Below are 13,650 nucleotides of genomic sequence, written 5' to 3' on the forward strand. Positions count from 1 at the left end.
GGAGGCTCGGCCCCCGGAGTAGAAATGACGAGAGGCCCCCCGTCCGCGCTGTTCGCGGACAGAGGGCCCCCGGCCTCTCGTGGGGATGGGGGGAGTTGAACCCCCACGTCCTTTCGGACACACGGACCTGAACCGTGCGCGTCTGCCATTCCGCCACATCCCCATGTGACTTGGTCGCCTAAGATCATATAACTGGTCTCGGTGACCTTTGAAACCGGCCCTTGCGGGCCTGTTTCTGGTTACTGCCTGCGACAGACTACGCTGTCGCACGTCACGAAGCGAGTTGAGTAACAAGCAAGGTAAGTACCAAGCGAGTTGATATCGCCCCGCGACGGAGGAAACACTAGCACGGCGCCGTGGGGCGTCATACGAGGGTCAGAAGTGCCGGCTGCTCTTGGGCTACAGATGCACAAGCGGCGGCCGGATACCATCATGTCCTCGGAACCCGAGGAGGAGCCGGTGAGCGTGCTGCAGCGCTTTGAGAAGCGATTGGAAGGCCTGGTCGAGGGGGCCTTCGCGAAGGTGTTCAAGGGTGTCGTGCACCCTGTGGAGATCCTGAATGCCATGCAGCGGGAGGCCGAGGCACACAAGGCGATCCTTGCCGGTGGCCGCACCCTCGTGCCGAACCGCTATGTGATCGACCTGTCGCCCTACGACCACGGTCGTCTGGCGCCCTACGCGGCCGCGCTGGCGCAGGAGCTCGCCCAGTCGCAGGCCGAGTTCATCGGCGAGCAGGCCTGGACGGTCTACGGCGACGTGATCGTCGAGATCGAGCGGGGCGACGGCCTGGACACCGGGATGTTCCGGGTGACCGCGGAGGTCTACACCGGCGGCGAGGTCGCCCCGGTGCAGCAGCCGGCCTACGACGCCGGCCCGCAGTACTCGCCTTATGACCAGCACGGCGGTCACGGTGGTTACCCACCGCCGCACGGTGGTCACGGCGGCCCGCGTAGCGTCGGGCTGGTCTCCGGTGACGGCCGGACCTACCCGCTGCAGATGGGCTCGACCGTGATCGGTCGTGGCGACCAGGCGAACCTGCGGCTGCCGGACGTCGGCATCTCCCGCCGGCACGCCCGGCTGGACTACGACGGCAACCAGGTCGTGCTGACCGATCTCGGGTCGACGAACGGGACGATGGTCAACGGCCAGCGGGTCTCCGCCGTGGCGCTGAACCCGGGCGACATGATCCAGCTCGGGACGACCACGCTGACCTTCCGAGTGGACGGCTAGCGGCGTTGCCCGAATTCGTCCTCACCGTCGCCCGGTTCGGCTTCCTGATCCTGCTGTGGATCTTCGTGTTCACAGTGGTCGGGGTGATCCGGCGGGACCTCTTCGCGGGTGCCCGGTCGAAGAGCATCGTCGCCAGCCCTCGGGGGGTGGGCGGCGCGATCCTCCAGGGCCGGCCGGCGAAGGCCAAGCGCGGTAAGGCGGCACGGCAACTGGTGGTGACCGCCGGCCAGCTGGCCGGCACCCGGATCACCCTCGGCGAGGCCCCGATCACTATCGGTCGCGCCGAGGATTCGACCCTGGTCATCACCGACGATTTCGCGTCGGCCCGGCATGCCCGGCTGGTGCCTCGGGACGGTCAGTGGTTCGTCGAGGACCTCGGCTCGACCAACGGCACCTACCTCGATCGCGGTAAGGTCTCCGGACCCACCCCAGTCCCCCTTGGCGTCCCGATCCGGATCGGACGCACTTCTCTCGAGTTACGGCCATGACCCTGACCCTGCGCTATGCCGCTCAGAGCGACCGCGGTCTGATCCGAGACCTGAACCAGGACTCCGTCTACGCCGGGCCGCGGCTGCTTGCTGTCGCGGACGGCATGGGCGGCATGGCCGCCGGAGACGTCGCCTCCAACATCGTCATCGCCGCGATGGCGCCGCTCGACGACGACGTCCCCGGGGACGCGCTGGTCGACGCCCTGCGGCACGCCGTCGGCACCGCGAACCAGCAGCTGCGGGACACCGTCGACGCCAACCCGCAGCTGGAGGGGATGGGCACCACGCTGACCGCGGTGCTCTTCACCGGCAGCAAGTTCGGCATGGTGCACATCGGCGACTCGCGGGCGTACCTGCTCCGCAAGGGCGAGTTCTCACAGATCACCAAGGACGACACGTACGTTCAGATGCTGGTCGACGAGGGCCGGGTCAGTCCGGAGGAGGCGAGCAGCCATCCGCAGCGGTCGCTGCTCACCCGCGCGCTGGACGGCCGGGACATCGACCCGGAGTACTCGGTTCGCCAGGTGCTCAAGGGCGATCGGTACCTGATCTGCAGCGACGGTCTGTCCGGCGTGGTCAGCGGCGAGACGATCGGCCAGACCATGCGGGAGATCGCCGACCCGAAGGCGTGCGTCGAGCGGCTGGTGCAGCTCGCCCTGCGCGGCGGCGGGCCGGACAACATCACCGTGGTGATCGCCGACGCGACCGACGCGGACATCGTCGAGCAGGCGCCGATCGTCGGCGGTGCGGCCTCCCTCGACCGGGGCAACACCACCGTGGCGGACAGCTCGACGCCGGCCTCCCGGGCGGCCGCGCTCAAGCAGCCGCCGCCGCGACCGGCCCAGCCGGAGACCGACGGTTACGACCGCGAGCCGGAGCCGGCCGGCCACCCGGTGCGGACCGCGCTGCTGGTCCTGGTGCTGCTCGGGGTGCTGGGCGGCGGCCTCTGGGCCGGCTGGCAGTACACCCAGGACCAGTACTACGTCGGCGCGACCGAGGCCGGCCAGCTGGCCATCTTCCGCGGCGTGCCCGGGCAGCTCGCCGGGCTCGACCTGTCCACCGTGAGCGAGACCAGCACGGTCGGCCTCGACGACCTGACCACGGTCGCCCAGGAGCGGGTCAAGGAGGGCATCCACGCCGACGACCAGGTCGACGCGCGGGACATCCTCACCGACCTGACCAGCGACGTGCCGTCCAACTCGAACCTGAAGCCGGTCTGCGCCGCGCCCGGCGCGAGCCCGGCCGCATCGACCTCGGTGCGCCCGGCGGCGACCGGCGCGACGTCGGCTCCGGCCATCGCGCCGAGCGTTCAACCGTCCGAGAGCGCGTCCACGGCGGCCGACAACGGCTGCCGGACCGCCGACTGAGCACGGCCTACAACGTCTGGGGATTTTCTTGACCGCGCCCGCCGTACCGGCTCCTTCACCCGCTTCCACGGGTGAGATGTCGCGTATCCCGGGATTGAAGACGCGTCGTAACGCCGAGCTCGGGCTGCTGGCTTTCGCCATGGTGCTCGTCGCCGCGTTCGGCGCGACCGTGGAAGCCAACAAGTACGACAAGCTGCAGCCGAACTTCTGGGTGCCGGCCGCGCTGCTCAGCATCCTCTTCCTCGGCCTGCACCTGGTGGTCCGCTACGTCGCGCCGTACGCGGATCCGGTGCTGCTCCCCATGGTCGCCCTGATCAACGGCATCGGTGTGGCGTTCCTGCGGCGCATCGACATCGCCAACGCGATCAACGACAAGGAGGGGCCGCCGGGGATCTTCTCCGGGATCGGCGGCCGCCAGCTCGCCTGGACGCTGATCGCGCTGATCCTGGCCGCCGCGCTGCTCCTGCTGATCCGCGACCACCGGAACGTCTCGAAGTACGCGTACACGCTCGGCCTCACCGGCATCGTGCTGATGATGATCCCGGCGGTGCTGCCCGGCAGCATCTCCGAGGTGAACGGCGCGAAGCTGTGGATCAAGCTGGGCGCCTTCTCCATCCAGCCCGGCGAGTTCGCCAAGCTGATGCTGGTCACCTTCTTCGCGTACTACCTGGTGCGCAAGCGCGAGGTGCTCTCGCTGGCCAGCAAGCGTTTCCTCGGCATCGACTTCCCGCGCGGCCGGGACCTCGGTCCGGTGGTCACGGTGTGGCTGTTCAGCCTGCTGGTCCTGGTCTTCGAGAAGGACCTGGGCACCGCGCTGCTGTACTTCGGGCTGTTCGTGGTGACGCTCTACGTGGCCACCGAGCGGTCCAGCTGGCTGATCATCGGCCTGCTGCTCTTCTTCGGCGGCGTCTACATCGCGTACCTGCTGGGCGCCTCGGTCGGCGGCCCGTTCGCGAACTTCTACGACCGGGCCGAGGTCTGGCTGGACCCGTTCTCCCAGGCCAACTACGAGCGGGTGAGCGGCAACAGCTACCAGCTCGTCCAGGGTCTGCTCGGGCTGGGCACCGGCGGCCTGTTCGGCACCGGTCCGGGCGCCGGTTCGCCCCTGTCGGTGCCCGAGGTGCAGAACGACTTCATCTTCGCCGGCCTGGGCGAGGAGATCGGCCTCTTCGGCCTCTCCGCGCTGCTGGTCTGCTACATGCTGATCGCGATCCGCGGGCTGCGCGCCGCGATCGGGGTGCGTGACTCGTTCGGCAAGCTGGTCGCCGGTGGTCTCTCGTTCACCCTCGGCCTGCAGGTCTTCGTGATCCTCGGGGGTATCACCGGGCTGATCCCGCTGACCGGTCAGACCACGCCGTTCCTCTCCTCCGGTGGTTCCTCGCTGATGGCGAACTGGCTGCTCATCGCGATGCTGTTGCGCATCTCGAACGCGGCCCGCGGCCCGGCGACCGGGGGCGGCGGCGCGGCTCGGCCCGGCCCGAAGAAGGCACCCACCCAGCTGCACGGCGCCATGACGGAGGTGATCAAGCCGTGAACGCACCCCTGCGAAAGTCCGGCGTGGTCCTCTTCGTGCTGTTCGGGTTGATCTTCGCGAACCTGAACTGGATCCAGGCCTACAAGGCCGACGAGTACCGCACCCACCCGTGGAACGGCCGGGTGGTGGTCGCCGAGTACGAGCGTGCCCGTGGCGTGATCGAGGCCGGTGGCAACCCGCTGGCCCGGAGCATCGAGACCGACGACACGCTGAAGTACCTCCGGGTCTACCCGAAGAAGGAGATCTACGCGCCGGTGCTCGGCTACAAGCCGGTCAACCTGGGCGCGACCGGCATCGAGGAGACCGAGAACGACTTCCTCTCCGGGGAGAGCGACAAGCTCATCGCGGACCGGATCAGCGACATGTTCACCGGCGAGAAGACCGGTGGCGGCAACGTGCTGCTGTCGCTGAACACCAAGGCCCAAGAGGTCGCCTGGAAGCAGATGGTCAACAACGAGCGCGGGGCGAAGAAGGGCGCCGCGATCGCCCTCGACCCGCGCACCGGAGCGATCCAGGCTCTGGTCTCGATGCCCAGCTACGACCCGAACCAGCTGGTCACCCACGACAAGAAGGCGGCCGCGGCGGCGTACAAGGAGCTGAACGCGGACAAGGATCAGCCGATGCTGAACCGGGCGCTGTCGCAGACCCTGCCGCCCGGCTCGACCTTCAAGGTGGTCGTCTCGGCGGCCGCCCTGGAGAACGGCTACGACGTCGACACCGAGATCCCGGCCGGCAGCGTCTACAAAGAGGGCGGCGCGACCATCCGCAACGCCGAGGACGAGGTCTGCCCGAGCGGCGAGGTCACCCTCAAGGAGGCGCTGACCGAGAGCTGCAACACCGGGTACGCCAAGCTCGGCGTGAAACTCGGCGCCGACAAGGTCAAGGAGAAGGCGAAGGCGTTCGGCTTCGAGGAGAGCGACCTCAAGATCGGCAACTTGCAGAGCAAGGACGGCCTCCCGGTGGCGGCCAGCCACACCGGCGACATCGCCAACCCGGACGGCAGCACCGACAAGTCGGCGCTGGCCCAGTCCTCGATCGGGCAGCGCGACGTGCGGATGACGCCGATGCAGGGCGCGCTGATCGCCGCCTCGGTGGCCAACGGTGGCGACCAGATGCGGCCCTACCTGGTGCAGAAACTGCTCAGCCCGGACCGCCGGACGATCTACACCGCGTCGCCGCAGACCAAGAGCAGCCCGATCGACAGCACGGTGGCCGGCAAGCTCAAAGAGATGATGGTCAGCGTCGTCGAGAACGGCACCGGAAAGAACGCGCGGGTCGACGGTCTCACGGTCGGCGGCAAGACCGGCACCGCGCAGAACGCCGAGGGCGCCGACCCGCACGGGTGGTTCATCGGCTTCGCGTTCAACGACAAGGGTGAACCGGTCTCCGCGGTCTGCGTCATGCTGGAGAACGTGAAGGGCGGCCACGCGAGCGCCGAAGCAGCCCGGATCGCCGGGCTGATCATGAAGGCCGCTGCCGGCGGGGGAGGAAACTGACATGATCCGCCCGGGGGTCACGCTCGGTGGGCGCTACCGCTTGGAGGAGCGGATCGCCGGCGGCGGTATGGGTGATGTCTGGCGCGGCACGGACGACGTGCTGGGCCGGACGGTCGCCGTCAAGATCCTGCTGCCCGCGCTGCTCGACGAGCCCGGCTTCGCCGAGCGGTTCCGCGGCGAGGCGCGCACCATGGCGACGATCAACCACCCCGGTGTGGTCGACGTCTACGACTACGGCAGCGACCAGCAGATCGCCTTCCTGGTGATGGAGTACGTGGAGGGTGACGCGCTCTCCCGGACGCTGAGCCGGGTCGGCCGGCTCACCCCGGCCCGGACCATGGCGCTGGTCGCCCAGGCCGCCGACGCGTTGCAGGCCGCGCATGCCAACGGGATCGTGCACCGCGACGTGAAACCCGGCAACCTGCTGGTCCGGCCGAACGGCACGCTCGTCCTGACCGACTTCGGCATCGCCCGGTCGGCCCTGGTCGGGCAGCTGACGGTGGCCGGGGCGGTGCTCGGCACGGCGTCCTACATCTCCCCCGAGCAGGCCGCCGGTGACGTGGCGACGCCGGCCTCCGACGTGTACGCGCTGGGCGTGGTCGCCTACCAGTGCCTCTCCGGGCACCGGCCGTTCGACGGCGCCACCCCGATCGAGATCGCCATGAAGCACGTCCGGGAGACGCCCCGCCCGCTGCCCGGCGACATCCCGCCCGCGGTGCGGGCCATCGTGGAGCGTGCCCTGGCCAAGGATCCGACCGCCCGCTGGCCCAGCGCCGCGGCGATGGCGGCGGTGGCCCGGCAGGCCGCGTCGTCGCTGACCACCACGGCGCAGCCGCCGGTGAGCCAGCCGGTCCGGGCCACCCCGACCAGCCCGGCCCCGTCGCAGCAGGCGCGTGCCTCGGTGCCGCGGCCGATCTCGGGCGCCCGGGGTGCGGCGCCGGTGCCGTCGGTTCCGCCGGTGCCCTCGGTCCCGCCGGTGCAGTCGCCGGCGCCGCCGGTGGCCACCCCGATGCCACCGCACTACCGCCCGCAGTCCGGCCCGCCGATGAACAGCGGATACCCGCACCAGGCGCCGATGGCCAAGCCGGAAGGCTCGTTCGGTCGTCAGGTGCTGATCGTGCTCGCCGTGGTCCTGGCTCTTCTGGTCCTGCTCTGTGCCGGGGTCATCTCGTTCCTGTATCGACATGGCAACGCGAACGCCGCCGCCGAAATCGCGCTGGGTGATCAGAGCAGCTCGGCGGCTATCCTCCGCATGGGCGTGGCCGCTGACCCGGTGTCGGTGGCGTCGTACCGTCTCATGAAGGCCGACCCCCAGCTCGGCCCGATCCGACCGAACGAAGGACGACAGACGCTATGACGGCGCAGGCCCGACTGCTCGGTGGCAGGTACCAGGTCGGCGAGCTGCTCGGCTACGGCGGTATGGCAGAGGTGCACCGGGGACGCGACCTCCGCCTCGGCCGGGATGTTGCGATCAAGATGTTGCGCACCGACCTGGCCCGGGATGCCACCTTTCAGGAGCGATTCCGGCGTGAGGCGCAGAACTCCGCGGCACTGAACCACCCCGCCATCGTGGCGGTCTACGACACCGGCGAGGAGACCTCGGCAACCGGTGAGAGACTGCCGTTCATCGTCATGGAGTTCGTCAACGGGCGGACTCTCAAGGAGGTCCTGGCCCAGGAGCAGCGGCTCCAGCCACGCCGGGCCCTGGAGATCATCGCCGACATCTGCGCCGCGCTGGAGTTCAGCCACCGGCACGGGATCATCCACCGGGACATCAAGCCCGGCAACGTGATGATCACACAGAACGGCCAGGTCAAGGTCATGGACTTCGGTATCGCCCGGGCTCTGGCCAGCGGCGCCACCACGATGACCCAGACCAGCGCGGTGATCGGCACCGCGCAGTACCTCTCGCCCGAGCAGGCCCGTGGCGAGTCGGTCGACGCCCGCTCCGATGTGTACGCGGCCGGCTGCGTCCTCTTCGAACTGCTCGTCGGGCACCCGCCGTTCGTCGGCGACAGCCCGGTCAGCGTGGCGTACCAGCACGTCCGGGAGGACCCGAAAGCGCCGAGTTCGATCGTCCGGGAGGTCCCGCCGGACCTCGACGCGATCGTGCTCAAGGCGCTCGCCAAGAACCCGCTGAACCGCTACCAGAGTGCCCAGGAGATGCGCGCCGACGCGCTGCGCGCGGTCTCCGGCCGTCCGGTCATGGCCACCCCGGTGATGAGCCAGGCCGAGACGATGGCCATGAACAACGGTCCGAGCCAGTGGCAGCCGCAGGGCGCCACCACCATCCAGCGCCCGGTCGCCACCACCATGGGCGGCGGCGGCCGCCCGCCGGAGAACAAGCAGTCCTGGGTGTGGGCCGCGCTGGCCGGCCTGGGCGTGCTGGTGGTGATCGTGCTGGGTGTCGCGCTGGCGCTGAACAAAGGCAACGGCAGCGGCGACTCGAATCAGCCCAAGCAGGTCGCCGTGCCGGACCTGAAGGGCTTCAGTCCGAACGATGCCCGCAACGCGCTGATCACGGCCGGGTTCACCAACATCGCGCCGCCCCAGACCGAGACGAAGAAGGGCTGCGAGGGCAACGTCTCCCAGCAGAGCCCGGCGGCGAACACCGTCCTTCCGGTCACCACCCAGGTCGGCTTCACCGTCTGCGTCGCGCCGAAGAAGGTGACCGTCCCGACCAACCTGGAAGGCAGCAGTCAGCAGTTCGCCGAGAACGCGCTGAGCGACCTGGGCCTGAAGCCGGTCGTCAAGGAGGTCAACAGCGCGTCGCCCAAGGGTCAGGTCGTCGACGTGGAGAACGCCGGCGACGAGGTCGACCCGGGCACCGAGATCACCGTGCGGGTCTCCAACAACCAGCTGGTCGTCGTGCCGGATGTGGTCGGTCAGACGGAGGACGACGCGGTCGATCAACTGCAGAAGGCCGGCCTGAACGTCAACCCCGTGGTGTACGTGCAGGGTGGCGGCGAGCCGGGCAAGGTCATCAAGCAGAGCAAGAAGCCGAAGAGCAAGGTCGAGTCCGGCACCAACATCACCATCACCGTGGTGGCCGACACGCCGACCACCGACCCGAGCGGCTCGGTCTCGCCCAGCCCGACCGACACCACCGGTGCCGGTGGCGGGACCGGGACGAACTAGTCAGCGAACGAAGAAGCCGGCGGCCCAGAAGGCCGCCGGCTTCTTTTGTCTGGGAACGATCAGGCGGTGGCGAAGGCCGAGCGGCGGCGGTGCTCGACCTCGGCGGCCAGCTCCGGGGCGCGGTCCAGGGCGGTGGGCAGCCCGCAGGTGGCCAGCCAGTTGGCCAGCATGGTGTGGCCGCCCTCGGTGAGCACCGACTCCGGGTGGAACTGGACGCCCTCGATCGGCAGCGTGCGGTGGCGCATCGCCATCACCACGCCGGACTCGGTGCGGCCGGTCACCTCGATCTCGTCCGGCAGGGTCTCCTCGAGCACCGCGAGCGAGTGGTAGCGGGTCGCGGTGAACGGGTCCGGCAGGCCGGTCAGCACGCCCTCGCCCTTGTGGTGGACCAGCGAGGTCTTGCCGTGCAGCAGCTCGGGCGCCCGGGTGACGGTGGCGCCGAAGGCCGCGCCGATCGCCTGGTGACCCAGGCAGACGCCGAAGAGCGGGAGCTTCCCGGCGTACTCCCGGATCACGTCCAGCATGATGCCGGCCCGGGTCGGCTCGCCGGGGCCGGGCGAGAGCAGGATGCCGTCCGCGCCCAGGGCGCCGGCCTCGGCGACGGTGATCTCGTCGTTGCGCCGGACCTCGCAGTCGGCGCCGAGCTGGCCGAGGTACTGCACCAGGTTGAAGACGAACGAGTCGTAGTTGTCAATGACGAGGATGCGCACGTCAGTCACCTGCTAGGCCGCCGGGGTCCGGATGGTTGGAGGTCGTGCTGTAGGGGATCACGTCGGGCGCGGACTCGTCCGGGTCGGGGGAGGCGCCGGTCGGCGCGTCCCGGTCGACCGAGTTCGGGTCGATCTGCGAGGTGTCGCCGACCTGCACGTCGTCGAAGGGCAGCAGCGGGGTCGCCCACGGGAACACCACGTACCACAGCAGCGAGCCGACCGCGGCGACCAGCACCAGCGAGATGGACAGTTTGCTCCACAGCGCACCCGGGAGCTTGCGCCAGATCCAGGCGTACATCCGCTATGCCTTCGTCTTCATCTCGGCCGGCATGCCGGCGTCGGACTTGGTCTGATCCCGCGGCACCGTCTTGACCAGCTCCGCGTGCACGATCAGCCGTTGGTAGTTGTTGAACTTCGGGTTGCAGGTGGTCAGCGTGAGCAGCGCCTTGGTGGGTTTCTCGCCCGGCTTGTTGGGCACCGGGGCGACCACCTCGACCTGGTTCGGCGTGACGATCTGGTGGCCGGTGACGCGGTAGACGTACCAGCTGTCGCGGGTCTCGACGCCGATCACGTCGCCCGGTTTCATCTCGTCGAGCCGCCAGAAGATCTTCTTGATCCGGTGACCGGCCACCGAGAAGTTGCCGACCTGGCCGGGCTTGGCGGTCTCCGGGTAGTGGCCCGGGGCGTACTTGATGTCCTGTGGGCGGACGCCGTCGACGACCACCCACTCCTTGTCCAGCTTCGGGATGTAGAGCCGGCCGACCAGGGCCTCGCCGGGCGCGGCCGGACCCTTCACTGTGCTGGTCGGGGCGACCGTCGGGTCGGCCCACGCCTGGTCCAGCTCCTGGGCCAGCTGGTCCTGCTCGGCCTGCACCTCGGCGGAGTTGCCGAAGACCTCGTAGCCGGCGAACAGCAGCACGATCAGACCGAAAGTGATCATCAGCTCGCCGGCACCGCGGATGCCGGTGCGCAGCCGGGAGGCGGTGGTCGGGCGGGTCAGCTCGGAGTAGACGCTCTTGTAGCCCTCGTCGGTCTGCTCCGGCCGCAGCTTGACCACCCGCTCACCGCGTTTCGGCGGCTCGGGCGGCTCGATCTCGGCGGGCTCGGCCGGGACGGCCGGGACGGCCTCGACCGAGGCGGCACCGACCACGGCCTCCGGGCCGGCCGCCTCGCGGGCGGCCTGCGCGGCGCTGCCGGGCGGCAGGGCGGTCAGCTTGCCGGGCAGCGGGGCGCCGACCGGCAGGGTGGGGAGGACACCGGTCGGCGCGTCGACGGTCCGGATGACCCGGGTGTCGGAGGCGATCGGGTGGGACTCCTCCAGCGGCTCGTTGCTGGCCCAGCGGGTGTTCTTGGAGCCCATCGGCGGGCCGCTCGCGGCGGGCAGCGGGCGGGTCAGGGCACCGGAGGGCTCCCAGGGTGCCGGGGCGGCCGGTTCGGCCGTCTGCGGGGATTTCCGGGCCGTTTCCGGGGTGCTGGCGAACGGCTGGCCCGCGACGGCGGCGGCCGGGGACGCGGGGGCCGGCGCCGGAGCCGAGGCGGCGCCGGAGGTGTCGATGCGGTCGGTCGCCTCCGGGTCCCACGCCGGGGCGGCCGGCTCGGCGGCGCGAAGTCCGGACACCGGGGTGGTCTGCCGGGTGGGCTCCGCCGCCCAGTTGGCGGCTGCCGGACTGCCGGGCCCGGCGGATCCGGTCGCCTGGGCGGAGGCCGCGCTCGAGCCTGCGGCCCACGCGGAAGCGGGACTGCCGGAGCCGGCGGCCCAGCCGGGTGCTGGGCTGGTGGACCCCGCTGCCCCGGGCGCGAGGCTGCTCGACTGCGGCGCCCAGGAGGGCGTGGCGGGGGCGGGGCTCTGCGGGCGGGTCGGCTCGGTGTTCCAGCTCGGGCCGGCCGGGGACAGCGCCGCGGCCGGCGACGCGGGCACGGCCGAGGAGATCGGAGCCGCGGGCACGACCGGAGCCGCTGGGGACGCGGGCGCAGGGGGAGCAGCCGGCGACGCGGGCATGGCGGAGGCAGCCGGGAACGACGTCACCGCCGGTGCGACCGGCGGGAGGGGCACGGCGGGCTCGGCCGGGCGCGCGGCGGGCACTCCGGTCGCCGGGATCTGCTGGGTGTCGTCGACGCGCGCCGGGGACGCCTCCGGACGTTTCGGCGGGGCGGAACTCTCCGTCCGTACCGCAAACGGGTGTTGATCCTCGTCGGCGCCGGCGGCGAAGAAGTCGAAATTCTGCGGCGCGGCCGGCGTGGACGGCATCGCGCGCCGGCGGGCCGCCGCGGCGGCCGCGCTCACCTCGTCGATCCCGCTCTCCCCGCGGACGGCCTGGATCCGCCGCTGGGTGCTCGCGTCCGGCTCCAGGATCGCGGTGTCGTCCCGGGCGGCCGGCGACGTGTCCGGCCGGGTCGGGTCGGGCGAGATGTCCGGGCGGGCCGGATGCGGCGAAATGTCCGGGTGGGCCACGCTCGGCGCACTGCCCGGCTGAGCCGCACCCGGCGGAAGGTCCGGCTGGGCCGCGCTCGGCAGGGTCTCCGGCAGGCGGGCGGAGCGGGACGGGGCGGCCGGGCTCGGGCTCACGTTCGCCCCGAGGCCCACCGGCGGGGTCAGCGGCCCACCGGGCACCCCGTCCGGTGACGCGTCGCTGAGCCGCGGGATGTACGCGGTCTGCGCCTCGGAGTCGGGAGCACGGTGCCGTCCCCGGCCGGTCGGGCTGCTGCTCCCCGGGTATTCCGCGGGCGTGCTCGTCACTGGGCAGCCTGTGCGGATCGGAGGTCGGTCGACCCGTCGTACGCCGGCACTGTCACGTCCTTTTCGTTTCTCTCCGCGTAACCGAGCCCGAAGTCGGTGACGGCCTCGCGGAACTGCCTGACTCCTTCTGCGGACTCCAACGCGCGATGCATCGCTGTGGGTTCGCCGATTGCTGTGATCTTGAAGGGTGGGGAGAAAACCTGGTTGTGAAGGAGCAGCGTATTGCCGACACAGCGTACCGCGCTCGTGCTGATCACGCGGACATCCATGATCGTCATGGCCTCCGCCCCACCGGCCCACATCGCGTTCACCACGGCCTGGACATCGCCCTGGTGAACGACCAGATCGTCGTTGTCCGGAGCGTTGTCGCCGAAGTCGGATCCGCGCCGCGGTGAGTCGTTCAGGACGACGGTCAGGCCGGGGCCGTGCAGGGCGGTGAACCCGGCCGGCTCGCGGATCGCGTCGGCGCGCTCGCGGGCCTCCTTGACCGGGGTGTCCACCTCGGCGAGCCGGGCCGCCTCGGCGTCGACGCCGGCGCGCAGGGCGGCGGCGCGTTTCTCGCTCTCCGCCAGCCGGTCGCGCTTGTCGGCGATCACCTGGGTCAGCTGCGGCCGCCGGTCGTCGCGCAGCGCGGTGCCCCCGGCGGTGGTCGCGGACGTGGTGAAGAGCAGGCCCGCGGCCAGCGCGATCAGCGGGACCCCGACCGACCAGACGGTCCGCCGGCCGCCGCGGCGCGGCCGCAGCCCGCGGGCCGCGCGCCGCAGCGCGAGCTGCCAGGAGGCGCCGTCGCGTCCACCTTGAAAAGCCACCCGGCCTCCCGCGAGAGTCGACGCCGGGGATTTTCTCGCCCCGGCGGGTGCCTGTCCGCACGCTGTCTTGATTACGCTAGCTGGCGAACAGTATTCGCCACGGGCAGCATTCGGAGTCCCCGGAGCCGCTCACCGGTGGTT

Annotated in this window: 11 protein-coding genes and 1 tRNA gene; 7 read left to right on the forward strand and 5 right to left on the reverse strand. The window is 70.8% G+C overall.

The features are described 5' to 3' along the window. Positions 1 to 80: 80 nt before the first annotated feature. Positions 81 to 163 (reverse strand) — tRNA-Leu (locus tag BJY16_RS08155). 269 nt (positions 164 to 432) lie between these two features. Between BJY16_RS08155 and BJY16_RS08160 the strand changes: the two genes are divergently transcribed. The 7 genes from BJY16_RS08160 (at position 433) to pknB (ending at position 9,253) form a co-directional block, all read left to right on the forward strand. After that, complete coding sequence (locus BJY16_RS08160) at positions 433 to 1,230, forward strand: FHA domain-containing protein (protein ID WP_185038478.1); 798 nt, start codon at positions 433 to 435, stop codon at positions 1,228 to 1,230. A 5-nt stretch (positions 1,231 to 1,235) separates the two neighbouring features. Continuing rightward, the gene (locus BJY16_RS08165) at positions 1,236 to 1,718 is read left to right on the forward strand and encodes an FHA domain-containing protein FhaB/FipA (RefSeq protein ID WP_185038479.1); all 483 of its coding nucleotides are present in this window, start codon (positions 1,236 to 1,238) and stop codon (positions 1,716 to 1,718) included. Continuing rightward, positions 1,715 to 3,085: a PP2C family protein-serine/threonine phosphatase gene (locus tag BJY16_RS08170; protein ID WP_185038480.1), complete on the forward strand. Its 1,371-nt coding sequence runs from the start codon at positions 1,715 to 1,717 to the stop codon at positions 3,083 to 3,085. Before BJY16_RS08165 ends, BJY16_RS08170 begins: the two co-directional genes overlap by 4 nt. 76 nt (positions 3,086 to 3,161) lie before the next feature. Continuing rightward, a complete protein-coding gene (locus tag BJY16_RS08175; protein WP_185038481.1) occupies positions 3,162 to 4,619 on the forward strand; it encodes an FtsW/RodA/SpoVE family cell cycle protein in 1,458 nt (485 codons plus the stop codon). Next, entirely contained in the window at positions 4,616 to 6,115 is a 1,500-nt protein-coding gene (locus tag BJY16_RS08180) for a peptidoglycan D,D-transpeptidase FtsI family protein (protein ID WP_185038482.1), read from the forward strand. The genes BJY16_RS08175 and BJY16_RS08180 overlap by 4 nt, the downstream gene beginning before the upstream one ends. A 1-nt stretch (position 6,116) precedes the next feature. After that, positions 6,117 to 7,472, forward strand: coding sequence for a serine/threonine-protein kinase (locus tag BJY16_RS08185; RefSeq protein ID WP_185038483.1), 1,356 nt, complete (start codon positions 6,117 to 6,119; stop codon positions 7,470 to 7,472). Then, positions 7,469 to 9,253 carry a Stk1 family PASTA domain-containing Ser/Thr kinase gene (gene pknB / locus BJY16_RS08190; RefSeq protein WP_185038484.1) on the forward strand — a complete coding sequence of 595 codons (1,785 nt, stop codon included), beginning with the start codon at positions 7,469 to 7,471 and terminating at the stop codon, positions 9,251 to 9,253. Before BJY16_RS08185 ends, pknB begins: the two co-directional genes overlap by 4 nt. 59 nt (positions 9,254 to 9,312) lie before the next feature. Here pknB and BJY16_RS08195 read toward each other — a convergent pair whose 3' ends face one another. Genes BJY16_RS08195 through BJY16_RS08210 form a run of 4 tightly spaced genes read right to left on the reverse strand, consistent with a single transcriptional unit; the run spans position 9,313 to position 13,509 of the window. Continuing rightward, positions 9,313 to 9,963, reverse strand: a complete 651-nt coding sequence (locus BJY16_RS08195; protein ID WP_185038485.1) for an aminodeoxychorismate/anthranilate synthase component II — start codon at positions 9,961 to 9,963, stop codon at positions 9,313 to 9,315. Position 9,964: 1 nt separating this feature from the next. Beyond that, positions 9,965 to 10,261 carry a hypothetical protein gene (locus BJY16_RS08200; protein WP_185038486.1) on the reverse strand — a complete coding sequence of 99 codons (297 nt, stop codon included), beginning with the start codon at positions 10,259 to 10,261 and terminating at the stop codon, positions 9,965 to 9,967. A 3-nt stretch (positions 10,262 to 10,264) separates the two neighbouring features. Next, the gene (locus tag BJY16_RS48320) at positions 10,265 to 12,700 is read right to left on the reverse strand and encodes a class E sortase (RefSeq protein WP_239177477.1); all 2,436 of its coding nucleotides are present in this window, start codon (positions 12,698 to 12,700) and stop codon (positions 10,265 to 10,267) included. Further along, entirely contained in the window at positions 12,697 to 13,509 is an 813-nt protein-coding gene (locus tag BJY16_RS08210; protein ID WP_185038487.1) for a DUF881 domain-containing protein, read from the reverse strand. Before BJY16_RS08210 ends, BJY16_RS48320 begins: the two co-directional genes overlap by 4 nt. Positions 13,510 to 13,650: the final 141 nt, after the last annotated feature.

This window comes from Actinoplanes octamycinicus (genome assembly GCF_014205225.1).
Lineage (GTDB): Bacteria > Actinomycetota > Actinomycetes > Mycobacteriales > Micromonosporaceae > Actinoplanes > Actinoplanes octamycinicus.

Coding starts and splice junctions, on each gene's coding strand:
- BJY16_RS08160 (WP_185038478.1), top strand. CDS start 433: ATGTCCTCGGAACCCGAGGAGGAGCCGGTGAGCGTGCTGCAGCGCTTT.
- BJY16_RS08170 (WP_185038480.1), top strand. CDS start 1,715: ATGACCCTGACCCTGCGCTATGCCGCTCAGAGCGACCGCGGTCTGATC.
- BJY16_RS08175 (WP_185038481.1), top strand. CDS start 3,162: ATGTCGCGTATCCCGGGATTGAAGACGCGTCGTAACGCCGAGCTCGGG.
- BJY16_RS08185 (WP_185038483.1), top strand. CDS start 6,117: ATGATCCGCCCGGGGGTCACGCTCGGTGGGCGCTACCGCTTGGAGGAG.
- pknB (WP_185038484.1), top strand. CDS start 7,469: ATGACGGCGCAGGCCCGACTGCTCGGTGGCAGGTACCAGGTCGGCGAG.
- BJY16_RS08200 (WP_185038486.1), bottom strand. CDS start 10,261: ATGTACGCCTGGATCTGGCGCAAGCTCCCGGGTGCGCTGTGGAGCAAA.